A 15,776-nucleotide genomic window follows, 5' to 3' on the forward strand; every position below is an offset into this window, starting at 1 on the left:
TAGCGCTCAGACAGAGTTGATATGGTGGACACTCCCCGCCGAGGCGGGTTGCTTTTCTCGTCCGGCCGGGGTGACCTGCCGGAGAAAACCTATTTTTAGTGGCCTTCTGAGACTGAGCCCTGCAGGTAGACCGCAAGGAGCAGGGTGAAGACGTAGGCCTGGATGCACTGAATCATCAGCTCCAGGAAGTAGAGGAAGATACCCAGGGCGCCGGAACCGATTGAGGCCAGAGCCGCGACACCGCCAGCTTCCATAATCAGATACTGGGTCAGTGATGCTGCAACCATGAGCGCCAGGTGACCACCGAACATGGTAGCGAAGAGACGCAGGGCGTGAGTTGCGGGGCGAATCAGCAGGTTAGACATGAACTCAATCGGAATGAGAATCACGTAGACCAGCGGCGGGACGCCGGGGGGCATGGTCATATCTTTCATGAACCCACCAAAGCCCTTACGCTTGATACCAACACCAACCCAGGTCAGGTAGGCGATACCGGCCAGGGCGTAGGCAGAACCTACGTGTGACATGGTGGGTAGCTGGATGACGGGGACCGAACCGTAAAGGTTATTGACCAGAATGAAGAAGAAGAAGGTGAAGAGAATGGGAACGAAGGGCTTATAGTGGTGGACACCAATGAGTTCCTTGCCCAGACTGTTACGCACCAACCCGTAACCCATTTCACCCACGAACTGGGTGCGGGAGGGCACCATGGCGCGCTTACGGGCTGCGAACAGGAAGAAGCCAGCAACGATGACCACCGAAAGCAGGATCAGGACGGTGTGCTTGCCGAATTCAAAATTACCGATGGTGAAGAATGCAGGTAGATGCATATCGTCAATGGTGGGCGGAACGTAGCCTTGCTGTTCTCCCGCTGCGACAACTAGCCCGTTTGAAATCAAGGCAAGTCCTTTCTTGCTTCGTGTTGGCCGCTGCTACCAGCAACCTCAGAGGTGTAAAGAATCAAAGTACTGTGTGTGCCAGCTCCGAGGAGCGGTCTTAGTTTTTGCTCTGCTGCAGATGGATGTACACCAGGTATATTCCACCGAAAGCACCTAGCAGTGCGCCGACCCAAACAATCCAGGTGGTCCCTAGTAAGTGGTCCAGACCATAGCCTATCAAAGACCAGATACCAATGCCTATCATGACATAGAGCAAAGTCATAAAAGCACCGGCTGTTCCGCCCCCGGCTACGAGGTCGCCAGCTGATCGGAGCTGCTTATCTTGCTTGTACCACTTACGGTCAGTTTTACCCACGTGCATATGCTCCTTTGGCTCACTTCATCCTACCGAATCAAAGTAGAGGATTCTCTGTCTCGTGATAATTCGTGTCTCTATGACGAGCTGAACCGCAAGGCCCAGTACCGCGCCTACTAGTAGCCACCCGTTGCGGAAATCTTCCGGTACAGGGGCTAGCAGCAACAGACCTGTGAAAACCAAAATTTTGACGGGATAGGAGGCAGCTAGGGCCACCGCCGCCGCCTTCATCGACTTCTTCTCGGCCAGAATTACTGTGACAATTCCAACTGCGAAGCTACAGTAAACAAGTGCCAGGCCGGTAACAAACCCACCCGCAGCCGATTTACCGGTAGTCAGTGCTCCCACCATCGTACCGACCAAGGCCACAATAGCCAAAGCGCGTGAGACAGAAACAAACATCCTGCGCCAGGGCAGCTCCCCTATGCCAAGGGGTTTGTTTCTAGCCACGTGAGCTCACTTTTCGAATCAGAGTTGGCAGAGTCAGGTAGAGGGCGAGTATGACCAGGACGGCCAGGGCAGCACCCAGGGCGTTTTGGGTTTCAAAGGGAAGAGAACCCACCGTAATAACGGTGACCAAAACTGTGGTAAGTGTCACCACACCGGCTGCGCCAAGATGGCTCATTCCTGCGTCCGTAAGACGCTGATAGGTGTGGGTACGGTGAGGCTTATACCATTGCTCCCCCTGGCTGATTCTTCGGAAGAGGGTGCTACCTGTGTCTGCAAGATAAACCAGCAGTGGGGCCAGAATATATTCCACGTAGACACCAGAGAGAAAGGCCCCTACCGCCATGCAGGCAATGGCCCCGCCCAGAAAATAGGATCCCGCATCTCCTAAGAAAACGTTTTTACCGGTGCGCACGTTCCAGGGCAAAAAGGCTAGGTAGGCTGCCGCCACCGAGGCGCCCCCCGCAAGGAGCCAGGGCATCTGATTGACCCATCCCGCGTAGGCGTAGGCTCCGCCTACGACCAGGCCGTGCAAACCAGAGATGCCGTTGATGCCGTCCATGAAGTTGACCACATTGATGTAGGCGGTAACCGCAAAGGCCCCAAGCGGGATCCAAAAGACGGATGTGCCAAGCATGAGAGTCATGCCAATGGTCACTATCAGGCCGATGGCCAGCTGGGCCGACGCTCGCACACTAATTGAAACGCCCCGGTAGTCTTCGAGCCACCCCAGCAGGCCCGAGGTGACCATGCCGAACAGAACGAAGACAGCGATTGAACGGTCTGTGAAGATTTGCCCGTCCACCAGAGCAAGGAAATAGCCGGCTATAGCAGCCAGCGCAGTAGCCAGCCCCATTCCCCGGAAAACCGGGGAGGAATGCGAAGAGCGCGCTGTGGGTATATCGACCAGATTCCACCGGTGTAGCAGAGGCCGAACGGCATACGGTAGCAGCAGGCCCAGCACCAGAGCTAGGCTGCCGGGAACAAGGACGAGAGCGATGAGCTGATCGGTGGTCATGAAGCCTCCTGCCCTCGGTGCTCTGTTCGGTTATAGCCGCGGTGCGCCCGATAGTTAGCGAGCCAGGCACCATAGTCAAGTGTGGCCGGGTCGAGGGCCGGTGAGGCAGCTCGCATGATATGGCCGTTCTCCTTGCTGGGCAGGTGCTTTTCGCCCTCACCAAACAGTACCTCGTCCCGCTTCTCACCGGCACGTAGGCCAATAACCTCGATTGCCACATCGTACCTCTCGTAGAGGCGGCGCATATTCTCAGCTACGGTGAGAATTTTGACCGGATCCCCCATATCAAGCACCAACACCTCCCCCTGTTCGCCGATGGCACCTGCCAACATTACCAGCAGGCAGGCATCGGGAATCAGCATAAAGTAACGGGTAGCCTCTCGGTCGGTGACCGTGATTGGCCCGCCGTCCATAATCTGCTTGGTGAAGAGAGGCTTGATGGAGCCGCGCGAACCAAAAACATTGCCAAAGCGCACCGATACGTACCGCCTGCCCGTTGCCTGCCCGTACCAGCTGGTCAGCATCTCTGCGCTACGTTTGGACTGGCCCAGAGCTGTGGTGGGATCTGCCGCCTTATCGGTAGAAATATTGACAAACACGTCAACATCAACGTGAGCTGAAGCCTTAAGTACATTGGCGGTACCCACTGTATTCGTCTTATAGGCCTCCTTAGGATAAGCCTCCAAGGCTGAGACATGTTTGAGGGCAGCAGCGTGAAACACAACCTCAGGTTGACGTTCAACAAATACCGCTTCAAGTGCCTCATAGTCCCTCACGTCGGCCAGAATAACGCTGGGGTCATCAAGACTCGACAGCCCGGTCAGCGAGTAACGTGTATCCATCAAGAGCGACTCATCGCGATCAAGCATCATCAGTTCAGCCGGTTCATAGAACATGATTTGACGGCAGAGCTCAGAACCGATGGACCCACCCGCACCCGTGACAAGCACGCGGCGTCCTTTCACATAGCCCTCAATCAGGCTGTTATCAATCTTGTAGTCAATCTGACCACGAATCTTCTCGAGCAGCTCACGTTCGTTGCTCTCAAAGCTTCTGCCCTCCTGCTTGACGGTATCAGGGACGGCAGACGAAATACGCGTCACCTCCACCCCCAACTCTCGCATGGCCTGCGATACGCGCACTAGTCGGCGCTCAGAAATCTCCTCACCGATAGCGATGAAAAGTTTATCGACGTTGTGCCGCTTCACGAGCTGCGGCAGGTCTGCGCTTGTACCTTCAACCTTAACTGAATGGATGCGGGCGTTGCGCATCGTTGGATCATCATCGACAATAGCCACGGGCAGGTACTTGGCTTTAGGGTCACTCATGAGCGAGGAGACCAGGTTACGCCCCACAAACCCGGCACCGTACACCAGGGCCCGCTGCAGCCCCTCCCCCGTGGGGCGGTTGTTGATTTCTTCGTAGATTCGCTTGATATAGCGAAAGCCCATCATAAGTAAGAGAGCAATCGGCAAAGCAATAATGGCTACCGACCGGGGAACCCCAAATGACCGCGAAGACAAAAAGAGAATAGCCTGCAACATAATGGTGCTCATAGCTACCAGAGGGTAGAGCTTGAGGCTCTCCTCTAAAGAACCATAGCTCAACCGCCCGCGATAAAGGCCAATCATGAGACCACCTGCCACCTGGAACAGTATGGCAAGGAGAGCAAAGGTAACCAGGCCGCCTACGTCAATCTGAGTAAGGTCCATGCCGTACCGCAAGATAAAGGCGGCAGGTAGCGCTACAAGCCAGGCCAGGGAGTCCAGAGCCATCTGGACGTATTTCCACCAGCTCTTGCGTTCGGGGCTGGTTGAGACAAGGGGCAAAGAGGCGGTTTGTAAAGACACCTGTTTAGGCACCGCGTCCCTCCTTCTTATCTCCCAGCGGGGTTCGATTGGTCATCATTCTAAAAGCTTGAGTGCGTAGAGCTTCTGGGGCGAGCCGGTACATACCTCGTACGGCCAGGTTCTGCGCAAAGCGGGCTAGTGTCAGAGCGCCTCCGCTGTATAGCCGACGCTGTATAGCTAAGTCCTTACGCAGGGCACCCAGCCCACCGCGCCGGGTATAGGCAGAACTCACCCGGTAGCGCACCAGAGGCTGGTCGAGGTTGCCCAAAACGAACCCGGCCCGACTCATGCGAGTCCACAGCCAGTAGTCCTCAGCTCCGGGAACCTCAACGTAACTGCCTACCGCCTGAACCGCACGTGTGCGGAAAACCACAGTGGGGTGCAACATGGGATTACGCTTGGGTAGGAGCTCGCGAATGGTGCGGGCCCCGGTGGCCACCCGCCGAGTAGCCACAGGCGTGGCGGGGTCTCCGTCGAACTCATACATAGCGCTCCCCAGCACATCGTACCGGCCCTGAGCGAGTTGCGGAATCTGGGTGGCGAAGCGCTGGGGCTCCGAGATGTCGTCGGAGTCGGCACGAGCAACTATATCGAAGCTAACCGCCTCAAGCCCTTCACGGAGGGCAGCTGCCAGGCCGTGATTCTTTGCCAAGACAAGGTGCTTTACCGGTATTGGCAACTGCGCCGTCACCTCGGTGACAACACGAATCAGCTCAGCCGGGACCGGCCCGTCCTGCACCAGCACCACCTCAGTCGGGGCCAGCTTCTGATCCACGGTGTTCGATAGGAGGGCCTGGCGCAGAGCCTGCGGGTCATCACCTGAATAGAAACTCATGAGGAGAGAAAAGCGGTCGTCCTCGGTGTAGCTAGCACGCACTCGCTCAGCCAGGGTGGGCCTTTCAAGCTTATAGACCCCCTGCAAAACCTCACTGTTCGGCCTATAGCCGGCCGCAGCGTCTTTAATCCCGTTCAGGAGATAGCCGAGGTAGGTCTTCTTTTCATCGGTACGCACCAGAGTATTCACCCACAGGCGAACGGTTGAACCACCGTAAAGAATCTTCTCCACCGGGGTCAAAGTGCGGCGGGCACAAAACACCCAGAGCTTGTTACGCACGTCATTGTAAAAGCGGGGGCCGGGCTTGGCATCTGTGGTACCAAAAGTTGTGGTGTGGTGCAGGGCCACCGAGCGATCCGTAGCGATACCGCGTGAGTGATGAATCAGACGGGTGGTGTATTCAAAATCGTCATTCCAGATGAAGAAGTCAGCGATAGGTAAATCGGTAGCACGCATAGCGGCACCGTCCATGAGAATCGAGACAAAGGAGGCCGAACGGATGGGGCGCGCTCCCACCATCGCGGCGCGCTCGGTCCGATTCTCTCCGGCACGAAACATGGTGCGCATGGTATTCATGGGGTGGTCACGCCCATCGGTCCACACCACCTTCGACGCTACCACAGCAGGGCGCTCGGCCAGCACCGGTGAATAACGCACCCAGGCTCGGTAGGCTTCAGCCAGCGTATGTTCGGTGGGTTCGGTGTCGTCGTCCATCACCCACACAAGATCAGCATCATGACGGCTCAGGGCCCGGTCAATGCCCACGGTAAATCCACCGGCGCCTCCCACGTTAGAGGGCAGGTGCACAACATCAAGTGGCAGGCTGTAGGTCAGGGAGCTCAGGTAGGCGGCCGTGTCATCGGTCGAAGCGTTGTTAATCAGGACGACGGTGGTGGGAGTCAGCTCCCCGGAAGCTATTCCAGCGAGGGTCTGCTCAAGCAGCTCACGCCTGTTATAGGTCACCACAACGGCAACGATACGCTCGGTGCCCGCTGGGGCGATGAGCTGAGGGGAGACCATGAAGGCAGATCCTTTCGTGAGGGTGAGGCTATCTGCGGCAGAGTGTTAACACTCCCGACGCGGGGCGGGCGGAGCACGCGGCACACTACCAGAAGTTTACCTAACTCATCCGTCGATTTCTCTGCCGGGCCGCCCAAGAGGGCAGGAACAACCTGGCCGGGTCAACAAGCCGAGCCCAGCCTTACGTGTTTTTGGGCTCATCCTGTGTCACCCTAGAAGAGGGCATCACCGCCCTCACCCCTAGCGATGGAGTTACGGCATGGCACAAGCCACCTGGAAAGTTATCGGTGCAAGCGGATTTGTGGGTTCGTCCATTGTGGCGCGGCTAGCGGCTGAGGGTCTTACCTTCGAAGCTGTTGAAGCGCCTCGCCTGCTCACACGAACCACCGATGCCCAGGAAATTATCGTTGAAGCCCGCAAGCTTGACGGGATTATCGACACCCTCGCTGAGTCGTTTGCCGGTTGCGACGTGGTAATCAACGCCTCGGGGCTTGCCGCCCCAGACCAGGAGGATCTTGCGCCCCTGCTGGGCGCTAACGCTCTGCTACCTGCCGTCATTGCCATTGCGGCCCAACGAACGGGAGTTTCACGGGTCATCCATATGAGCTCTGCCGCTGTGCTTGGCCCGGTTACGGAGCTGACCCCTACCGAGACCGCAGCCCCCTTTTCTGCCTACTCTTTCTCGAAGGCCCTGGGCGAGGAGGTGCTCTTGCTGTTGCGGTCCTTTATCGAAAGGACCGCTGCTGCGGGGCAGGCGCCCGGATCGCAGGGTTCCAAATACCCCGCAGCCCCCAGTTCATCCCCCGCTCAGGTTGCCGGTGACCACGCTGTAGAGCTCTGCATTATCCGTGCAACGAGCGTTCAGGGGCGCGGACGCCGCACCACCGAAGCCTTCGCTAAAATTGCCAGCTCACCACTGGCCTCAGTAGCAGGGCGTTCCCCCCGCCGCACCCCGGTCTCATCCAACTATGCCCTGGCTGAGTTCGTGCATCGGGTCGCTGCCTTTGAGGGGCCTCTACCCCCCGTGGTGATGCAGCCCTGGGAGGGTTCAACAACCGAGTCAGTTTTGGTAGATGCCGGACGCCGTTACCCCCTCCACCTGCCAGTCCCGCTGTGCCGCGCGCTCATCACCGCAGGCTACAAGGTGTCAGAGCTACTGGGCGACCGTTTAACCGGCCCTGTGCGCAGGGTGGAGGTCATGTGGTTCGGCCAGGATATTGACGACTCCTGGGCCCGCACGCAGGGGCTGGTTCCAACCCCGCGTGTCTCCGAAGTGCTACGCACTGCTCACTCAGCCCTTGGAGCTAAGCGAGATCGCCGCTTTCAATAGCGTCAGCTCACAGAGCACCTGAAGCAAGGGTTTCAGCCCGCCTACTTTTCTGCGGAATCAGAACCCGTTGAGGTGGGGGCCGGAGTTGCCCCAAAGACCAGGGCGGTGGCTGCCTGCACCGAATAGGGCTTGGTGGAGTCCTTCACTTCAGGGGTCTTCCGTTCGGTCTGCACAGACGCAGTACGGCGCTGGTCAATACCTCTGGTAGAGGCAGAGCCGACCAGGCCAGCGGTCAGCGACCCCGCTGTGGCGGTAGAGCGGCCCGTTTCTTGAGATCCATCCTGCTCAGGAGTTGCCATGTGCCGCGGAGGGGGCATCTCAGCGCTTTCTACTATCTCAGTATCCTGAGACTGCTCCCCCTCACGGCGGGCCTTCTCGCTCGCGTCAAACTCAGCTCGCGTCATCACACCGGGCACTACCTCACGCAGGCGCTCCACGCTCAGAGCTCCCTCACGTACCACAACCAGGCGGTCAGAGGTGCAGTCCACAATAGTGGAAGGCTGGACGTCAAACCCCCAGCGGCGATTTACCGGGCGAGGGCCGCCGTCAAAAATGACAGAAACATCATTGCCTAACTGGGTGGCAGCCTCCTCAGCCGTGGTTGCAGCGGGGCGCCCAGTCTTATTAGCCGAAGACACCGCCAGCGGGCCCAGGTTCTTCAAAAGCTCAAGAGCTACCGGATCATTGGGCACGCGCAGGGCAACCGTGCCCTGTGTCTCACCGAGATCCCAGTTGAGAGATGGTTGCGCGTAGAGGATGAGGGTCAGCGCACCGGGCCAAAACTCACGAGCTAGAGCACGGGCGTCCTCAGAAACCTCATCGGCTAAACCGGCCAGCACCGACTCGTCGTATATCAGTACCGGCGGTGGCATCTGACGGGTGCGGCCCTTGGCAGCCAGCAGATGACTCACTCCCTCTACTGAAAAAGCATCGGCCGCAATACCGTAGACGGTATCCGTAGGAATCACAATGGTCTTGGCCTCAGCAATCACCGCTTGGGCAGTTGCAATGGCATCGCCCAGGGCCCTGGCGTCAGTTGCAGAAACAATGGTTGCGTTCACGCTCTTTATTCTTTCATATTCCTAGGTAGCGGGTTTGTAGCCTGCTGTGTGGCGGGGTTTACCCGCCAAATCGTCATAAGAGACAATGCGCTCATACCCGGCTGCTACGAAGGTGCGGCGCATTAGCTCACGCTGGGTCTCGGCATGCTCCATAATCAGGTAGCCTCCGGGGGCTAGCAGGGTAAAGGCACGGGTGGCGATAGCGCGGGGCAGTTCCATGCCGTCCGCTCCCCCACCGTAGAGGGCAAGGGCCGGGTCGTGGTCGCGCACCTCTGGGTCCTTGGGTACGGCACCGGCAGGAATATAGGGCGGATTAGAGGCCACCAGGCTCACCCGGCCTTCGTACTCAGGTAGTGCGGTGCGAGCATCGCCCCGAACGAGGGTCACCCCGTAGGGTGTGAGGTTGCGCTCGGCCCAGGCAGCTGCTTCGGTAGAAAGCTCAACCGCAAGGACCTTCGCCCCTGGCTCCTCGTGCGCCAGTGAGGCAGCGATAGCCCCGCTACCGGTACACAAATCCACCACAACTGGCTTGACGGGTAGCTGGCCGTGCTCCTGCAAGGAACGGTAGACGGTCAAGGCACGCTCAACCAGCAGCTCGGTCTCGGGGCGGGGCACAAACACCCCCGGGCCCACCGACAGAGTCAACGAACGAAAGTGGGCCTGGCCGGTGATGTGTTGCAGGGGCAGGCGCTGGCCACGCAGGGTCACCAGCCGACCGAATCCGTCCGGAGCCGGGTGCCCCAGCAGAGCCAGGGCCTGGACCCTGCCCCGGCTCACATGCTCGGTTTCAGGTGGTTGAGCACCGGCGATGCCACCTGCCTGAATTGCCGCGTGAGCCTGACGTTCGAGAGCGTAGGCCGCTAACAGTTGCGCGTCCGTAGCAGCCGACTCAACACCGGCCGCCACCAGGTAGGCCGAAGCCCGGCGCAGAGCTGAATCAAGCTCCTCGCCGGGCGCGGTGACAAACTCAGTCACGGTTAGCCGTCGTCCGAACCGAGCTTTTCAAGGCGGGCTGCCTCGTCCATCTCAATAGCGGACTGCACCACGGCCTCAAGGTCACCGTTGAGCACGGCATCTAGGTTGTAGGCCTTGTAGCCGGTGCGGTGATCCGCAATACGGTTTTCGGGAAAGTTATAGGTGCGGATGCGCTCAGAACGGTCCATGGTACGCACCTGGGAGTGGCGCTTCTCGGCGTTCTCAGCATCAATCTGCTCCTGCTGCCAGGCCAACAGGCGGGCACGAAGCACGCGCATAGCAGCTTCACGGTTCTGAATCTGAGACTTCTCGTTCTGCATAGCAACCACAATGCCGGTGGGCAGGTGGGTGATACGTACAGCAGAGTCGGTGGTGTTCACCGACTGACCGCCGGGCCCTGATGAACGGTAGACATCGATCTTCAAATCGTTCTGGTTAATCTCGATTTCCTCGGGCTCATCGACTTCGGGGAAGACCAAAACACCGGCAGCCGAGGTGTGGATGCGCCCCTGAGACTCGGTGGCTGGCACACGCTGGACGCGGTGTACACCTCCTTCGTACTTAAGGTGGGCCCACACGCCTTCGGCGGGGTCGGTTGAGGTACCCTTGATGGCGACCTGGGCGTCCTTGTAGCCCCCCACATCGGTGGTCTGGGAGGAGATCATCTCGGTCTTCCATCCCTTAGACTCGGCGTAGCGGGTGTACATGCGCAGCAAATCGGCTGCAAAGAGCGATGCCTCGTCGCCACCTTCACCGCCCTTGACTTCGAGAATGACGTTGCGGCCGTCATCCGGATCACGAGGAATCAGCAGGCGGCGCAGTTTCTCTTCAGCCTGGGGCAAGACGGCCTCAAGCTCCTTAACCTCAGCAGCGAAATCGGGGTCTTCAGCAGCCATTTCGGAGGCTGCCTCGATATCGTCACGCAGGGAGTTCACACGGTTATAGGCCTCGACGATGCCGTTGAGCTCTGCGTAGCGGCGACCCAGCTTGCGGGCTTTCCCCTGATCAGCGTGGACGGCTGGGTCAGCCAGTTGCTTCTGCAGCTCTGCGTGCTCATCGAGCAACCCCTGAATGGAATCAATCACGGTTTCTTGCCTCTTCTATATCGGTGCCCCACCGGGGCACACATCTTGTCTTAACGCTCTAGAGCACCGCCTGCCCCGCGTGAGTGCGGGTGCAGGCGGGTATTGCCTGACGGGGCTATTCGCCGTGACCCAGACCGCTTTTAGCAACGGTCAGCAGGAACTCAACGTTGGACTGGGTATCGCGCAGCTTGTTCAGCAGAATAGAGAGTGACTGCTCCTGATCCATACCAGCCAGAACGCGGCGTAGGCGCCACATAATCTTGACTTCATCGGGTGAAAGCAGGGCCTCTTCGCGGCGGGTTGAGGAGGCATTGAGGTCGATAGCGGGGAAGATGCGCTTATCAGCCAACTGACGGGAGAGCCTCAGCTCCATGTTGCCGGTGCCCTTGAACTCTTCGAAGATAACCTCATCCATCCTTGACCCGGTTTCAACCAGTGCAGTAGCCAGGATAGTCAGTGAGCCGCCCTCTTCGATGTTGCGGGCTGCGCCAAAGAACTTCTTGGGCGGGTAGAGCGCCGCTGCGTCAACGCCACCGGAGAGAATCCGGCCCGAGGCGGGCGCCGCCAGGTTGTAGGCGCGGCCCAGGCGGGTCATAGAATCCAACAGGACGACGACGTCACGGCCCTGCTCCACCAGGCGCTTAGCGCGCTCAATGGCGAGTTCGGCAACGGTGGTGTGGTCGTCTGCCGGGCGGTCGAAGGTGGAGGCAATGACCTCACCGTTGACGGTGCGCTGCATGTCAGTGACTTCTTCAGGGCGCTCGTCCACCAGAACCATCATGAGGTGGACCTCGGGGTTATTGGCGGTAATCGCGTTGGCGATGGACTGGAGCATCAGGGTCTTACCGGCCTTGGGCGGTGCCACAATCAGGCCGCGCTGGCCCTTGCCAATAGGGGCGATGAGGTCAATGACGCGGGGGCCGAGCTTCTTGGAGTCGGTTTCCAGGCGCAGACGCTCCTTGGGGTAGAGCGGAGTGAGCTTGCCAAAGTCACGGCGGCCCTTAGACTCTTCGGGGCTCAGCCCGTTGATGGAGGTCAGCTGCACCAAGGCATTGAACTTTTGACGGTTGTTGTTATCGCCTTCACGGGGTGCACGAATGGTGCCAACAATCGCGTCACCCTTACGGAGGGCGTAGCGCTTGACCTGGGCCAGGGAGACGTAGACGTCGTTGGTACCAGGCAGATAGCCGGAGGTGCGCACAAAGGCGTAGTTATCAAGCACATCAAGCACACCGGCTACGGGGATGAGCACGTCGTCCTCGCTGATATCGGGCTCAAAGTCGTCACGGCGGTTACCCCGGCGGTCGCGGCGCTCTGCTTGACGATCACGGCGGTTCTTGCGTGCGTTGCGGCGCTCCTCATCGGGGCCGTTATTGTTCTTCTGGCGCTCAGTGTGGTCACCGTGGCTGTTCTTACCGCGATTTTCTCGATCCTGCTTCTCGCCCCGGTTGCTGCGGTCACGGCGGTTCTTGCGCTCAAAGCGATCTTGCTTCTCGCCGTCCTCGACCTTGGCATCGGCTGATTCGCTGGCCTCGGCATTCTCAGCCTTTCGGCGGTCGGCACGTGAGCGGGTGCGCTTGTTCTCGTCCCCGTTCTCTGAGCGGGTGGCCTTCTTTGATTCCAGGCCGTCCAGAGCCGCCTCAACCGCTTCAAGAGCTGATGTATCGGGCTTAGGCTCGCCCTGAGCCAGGGAGGCGGTGGTGGCTCGGCGGTTGCCGCGGCGCTTGGCGGCGGTTTTCTCTTTGCTCTCCTCATCAGAAGCCGCCGCGCCCTTACTCGCTTCAGACGCTGCCTCTGTCTGCTCGGTGGAGTCCTGCTCCTCAGTTGCCTTGGCGGCGGTCTTGCGGGTGCGGGTACGCTTGGGCTTCTCGGGAGTAGCGGAGGCCTCAGTCTGCTCGGTGGAGTCCTGCTCGGTGGAGTCCTGCTCCTCAGTTGTCTTGGCGGCGGTCTTGCGGGTGCGAGTACGCTTGGGCTTCTCTTCGGTAGCCCCTGCTGTTGCAGGGCGGTCAGCAACCGCTGATCCGCGCTGGTGGGCGGTAATGGCCTCTACCAGGTCTGATTTGCGCATGCGGCGAGCACCGGTAATGCCCAGCTGCGATGCGAGGGATTGAAGCTGAGCAAGCTTGAGAGTGCTCAGGCCGGGGGTTTTCTGGTCTGCCGCTGCTGCGGTCTCCGCACCTGCGTTCAGGTCGGTATTTTCTGCCACGAAGAATTCCTTCTCTCGAAATGTCGTTGATTTCGCGGTTCGTTCTGGCACAACAGATGTGCCATGCCCAGAGCGGGCGAGTAATGGTAAAGATGCAGGCCGGTAGAGCGAGCACAGGTATGTATGCACTGGCTAGTTGGCCTGGCGCGGTGCGCCATGCCTCTGTCACGGGTGTGGTCAGAGGCCGAGCGCAAATGCCGGTAGGCTGAGCGCCTCAGACGAGCTTAGGTAGCAGGCTTCTGGCTACTGTTAAGCTCCAGGTGATGAAGAAGGCGGTGAGAAAGCTACCGCTGATGGTAGCTTCTGCGCTTACGCGGTTTCTTCATAGGTAAGCATAGCACCTTCTGTATCGATATCGATATCAAGTACACGCCAGGTCACATCGCGCCCTTCGTGCCTATTGGGCTCAGACTGCTTTGCGAAGGAGCGAATGGCGGCGCCAACTGCCGCACGCTCCTCCTGCCCCCGAGCCAGAACCATGACGGTGGGGCCAGCACCCGAAATCACGGCCGCGTAGCCCAGGCCGCGCAAGTGCTTGACCAGGGCTGCTGAGGGCTTCATGGCCACCGCCCGATAGGGCTGGTGAAGCAAATCGCTGGTAGCCGGAAGCAGATATTCAGGGAAGGATGCCAAAGCCTGGGTCAGCAAGGCCGCACGACCAGAGTTGACGGCAGCTTCGCGGTGCGGAACGGTCTCTGGGATCAGCCCACGAGCCACCTTAGTGGGTACCTCGTAATCAGGAATGGCGATGATTGGCACAACACTGGCGTGTGCCGGAACGGGCAGAGAGTGCCAGCCCGAATCGTCCCCATAAGAGATGACCACGTGCCCGTAAAGACTGGGAGCTACATTATCGGGGTGGCCCTCCATTCCAGAGCAAATTTGCAGGACGGCATCAGCGTCTAACCGGTGCTCGGCAGGCAGTAAACCGTTGGCGGCGGTAACACCGGCGACGATAGCCGAGGCTGACGAGCCCATGCCGCGTGAGTGCGGAATACGGTTGTGAGCCTTGATGTGCAGTGAGGGCATCTCAAAGAGACCCACGGCCTTCCAGGCCGTCAGCATGGCTTTGACAACCAGGTGGCTGGCATCCCGGGGAACCTCGTTAGCCCCTTCACCGGTCAGGTCAAAGGTCAGCTCCCCCACCCCAGCAATGCGGGTGACCACCAGGTCATCGTAGTGGGCCAGAGCCAGGCCCAATGAATCATAGCCGGGGCCTAGGTTGGCCGAAGAGGCAGGTACCCTGACGGTGACGCGGGCACCCACCGGAATTTCATCCGGGGAGACAAAAGGCTCATCTGAGCCGTCAATCATGGGAAGATTCACAATCTTTAGCCCTCCACGCGAATCACGGAAGTGATGTCACGCACTGTATCAAGGGCATCGACCACAGCCATGGTCTTACGCAGATTAGCATCGGCTGCACGGTGAGTGACGATGCGAATAGAAGCGGTTCCGTTCTGATTCTTAACCTGCCGCATGGTCTCAATCGAGACACCGTGCTCGGCGAAGATACGGGCGATATTAGCCAGTACACCCAGCTTATCTTCTACGATGATTCCTACCGAGTAGCGGGAAATAACCTCGTTCATGGGGGTCGCGGCCAGCTGGGCGAAAGAAGACTCAGGAATGCCAGGGCCGCCCAGCACCAGGCGGCGGGCTAACGAAACGAAGTCCCCCAGCACAGCCGAAGCGGTAGGGGCCCCACCGGCGCCGGGGCCGTAGAACATGAGCTCACCGGCATTCTCGGCCTGCACAAAAACCGCGTTGTAGGCACCGTGCACGGATGCCAGCGGGTGGCTACGGGGAACCAGGGTGGGGTTCACCCGGATGTTGACACCCTCGCCGTCCTTCTCACACACAGCTAGGAGCTTAATGACGTAGCCGTCCGCAGCTGCTGCAGCGACGTCGTCCGCCGTCACTGATGTAATGCCCTCGCAGTGAACGTCGTCAATGGTAAAGTCGGAGTGGAAGGCCAGAGAGGCAACGATTGCGGCCTTAGAAGCAGCGTCATGGCCCTCGACATCCGCGGTCGGGTCAGCTTCGGCATAGCCCAGACGCTGGGCTTCAGCCAGCGCATCAGCAAACTGGGCGCCGGTGGTGTCCATCTGATCCAGAATGTAGTTGGTGGTGCCGTTCATAATACCCAGCACGCGGGATATCTGATCACCTGCTAGCGAGTCACGCAGGGGCCTTAGAATCGGAATAGCACCGGCAACCGCAGCCTCGTAGGAGAGCTGAGCACCGCTCTGAGCAGCAGCCGCAGCTAGCTCAACGCCGTGCTTAGCTAACAGGGCCTTGTTCCCCGAAACCACCGACTTACCGGCGTTCAAAGCCCGCAAAAGCCGGGTGCGGGCAGGCTCAAGGCCGCCGGTCAGCTCAATCACTACATCGGCCGCATCAATGAGGGCCTCTGCCTCGGTCGTGTACAGCTCGGGGGCAGCATTGTAGTGGCGCTGGGCCGCGGTATCGCGCACAGCAATACCGAGTAGCTCCACCTCAGCGCCAATTCGATCACGCAGGGACTCGGCGTCTTCAATGAGCATGCGGGCAACCTGGGAGCCGACGTTACCGGCACCCAGCAAAGCAACTTTAATGGTGGGGGTGGATCCCAAGGTATCTCCTGACGTAAGTGGTAGGCGGGTCTGCTCACCATGCTAATGGGTGGGGCAGGTTTTCCCGCTCTCTGAACAGA

General features: G+C 59.3%; 13 protein-coding genes. 1 reads left to right on the top strand and 12 read right to left on the bottom strand.

The window, feature by feature from the left end; translation table 11 throughout:
- Window positions 1-95: 95 nt before the first annotated feature.
- From atpB to L6966_RS08280, 6 genes are all read right to left on the bottom strand, one after another.
- Window positions 96-899 carry a F0F1 ATP synthase subunit A gene (gene atpB, locus L6966_RS08255; protein WP_237224820.1) on the bottom strand — a complete coding sequence of 268 codons (804 nt, stop codon included), beginning with the start codon at window positions 897-899 and terminating at the stop codon, window positions 96-98.
- A 97-nt stretch (window positions 900-996) separates the two neighbouring features.
- Window positions 997-1,254, bottom strand: a complete 258-nt coding sequence (locus tag L6966_RS08260; RefSeq protein ID WP_143539241.1) for a DUF2339 domain-containing protein — start codon at window positions 1,252-1,254, stop codon at window positions 997-999.
- Window positions 1,255-1,278: 24 nt separating this feature from the next.
- Window positions 1,279-1,704: a hypothetical protein gene (locus L6966_RS08265; RefSeq protein ID WP_237233189.1), complete on the bottom strand. Its 426-nt coding sequence runs from the start codon at window positions 1,702-1,704 to the stop codon at window positions 1,279-1,281.
- A complete protein-coding gene (locus tag L6966_RS08270) occupies window positions 1,697-2,719 on the bottom strand; it encodes an MraY family glycosyltransferase (RefSeq protein WP_237233190.1) in 1,023 nt (340 codons plus the stop codon). Before L6966_RS08270 ends, L6966_RS08265 begins: the two co-directional genes overlap by 8 nt.
- Window positions 2,716-4,581, bottom strand: a complete 1,866-nt coding sequence (locus L6966_RS08275; RefSeq protein ID WP_237233191.1) for a nucleoside-diphosphate sugar epimerase/dehydratase — start codon at window positions 4,579-4,581, stop codon at window positions 2,716-2,718. The genes L6966_RS08270 and L6966_RS08275 overlap by 4 nt, the downstream gene beginning before the upstream one ends.
- The gene (locus L6966_RS08280; RefSeq protein ID WP_237224824.1) at window positions 4,574-6,424 is read right to left on the bottom strand and encodes a glycosyltransferase; all 1,851 of its coding nucleotides are present in this window, start codon (window positions 6,422-6,424) and stop codon (window positions 4,574-4,576) included. The genes L6966_RS08275 and L6966_RS08280 overlap by 8 nt, the downstream gene beginning before the upstream one ends.
- Before the next feature lie 259 nt (window positions 6,425-6,683).
- Between L6966_RS08280 and L6966_RS08285 the strand changes: the two genes are divergently transcribed.
- A complete protein-coding gene (locus tag L6966_RS08285) occupies window positions 6,684-7,754 on the top strand; it encodes an NAD-dependent epimerase/dehydratase family protein (RefSeq protein ID WP_237233192.1) in 1,071 nt (356 codons plus the stop codon).
- Window positions 7,755-7,795: 41 nt separating this feature from the next.
- On the opposite strand, the gene L6966_RS08290 is transcribed toward L6966_RS08285, so the two are convergent.
- The 6 genes from L6966_RS08290 to L6966_RS08315 form a co-directional block, all read right to left on the bottom strand.
- Window positions 7,796-8,815, bottom strand: a complete 1,020-nt coding sequence (locus tag L6966_RS08290) for an L-threonylcarbamoyladenylate synthase (RefSeq protein WP_083093691.1) — start codon at window positions 8,813-8,815, stop codon at window positions 7,796-7,798.
- A 21-nt stretch (window positions 8,816-8,836) separates the two neighbouring features.
- A complete protein-coding gene (prmC, locus tag L6966_RS08295) occupies window positions 8,837-9,790 on the bottom strand; it encodes a peptide chain release factor N(5)-glutamine methyltransferase (protein WP_083093692.1) in 954 nt (317 codons plus the stop codon).
- Window positions 9,791-9,792: 2 nt separating this feature from the next.
- Window positions 9,793-10,875, bottom strand: coding sequence for a peptide chain release factor 1 (prfA, locus tag L6966_RS08300; RefSeq protein WP_083093694.1), 1,083 nt, complete (start codon window positions 10,873-10,875; stop codon window positions 9,793-9,795).
- A 115-nt stretch (window positions 10,876-10,990) separates the two neighbouring features.
- The gene (gene rho / locus L6966_RS08305; RefSeq protein ID WP_237233193.1) at window positions 10,991-13,081 is read right to left on the bottom strand and encodes a transcription termination factor Rho; all 2,091 of its coding nucleotides are present in this window, start codon (window positions 13,079-13,081) and stop codon (window positions 10,991-10,993) included.
- A gap of 309 nt (window positions 13,082-13,390) precedes the next feature.
- The gene (gene thrB, locus L6966_RS08310; protein ID WP_237233222.1) at window positions 13,391-14,395 is read right to left on the bottom strand and encodes a homoserine kinase; all 1,005 of its coding nucleotides are present in this window, start codon (window positions 14,393-14,395) and stop codon (window positions 13,391-13,393) included.
- A 17-nt stretch (window positions 14,396-14,412) separates the two neighbouring features.
- The gene (locus L6966_RS08315; RefSeq protein WP_083093700.1) at window positions 14,413-15,696 is read right to left on the bottom strand and encodes a homoserine dehydrogenase; all 1,284 of its coding nucleotides are present in this window, start codon (window positions 15,694-15,696) and stop codon (window positions 14,413-14,415) included.
- Between the last annotated feature and the right edge of the window lie 80 nt (window positions 15,697-15,776).

Origin of the sequence: Rothia nasisuis, assembly GCF_928381405.1 — a bacterium.
Classification (GTDB): domain Bacteria; phylum Actinomycetota; class Actinomycetes; order Actinomycetales; family Micrococcaceae; genus Rothia; species Rothia nasisuis.

Bases quoted from the DNA above. Each gene is read 5' to 3' on its own strand.
- L6966_RS08285 (WP_237233192.1), top strand. From the start codon at position 6,684: ATGGCACAAGCCACCTGGAAAGTTATCGGTGCAAGCGGATTTGTGGGT.
- thrB (WP_237233222.1), bottom strand. From the start codon at position 14,395: ATGATTGACGGCTCAGATGAGCCTTTTGTCTCCCCGGATGAAATTCCG.
- L6966_RS08270 (WP_237233190.1), bottom strand. From the start codon at position 2,719: ATGACCACCGATCAGCTCATCGCTCTCGTCCTTGTTCCCGGCAGCCTA.
- L6966_RS08280 (WP_237224824.1), bottom strand. From the start codon at position 6,424: ATGGTCTCCCCTCAGCTCATCGCCCCAGCGGGCACCGAGCGTATCGTT.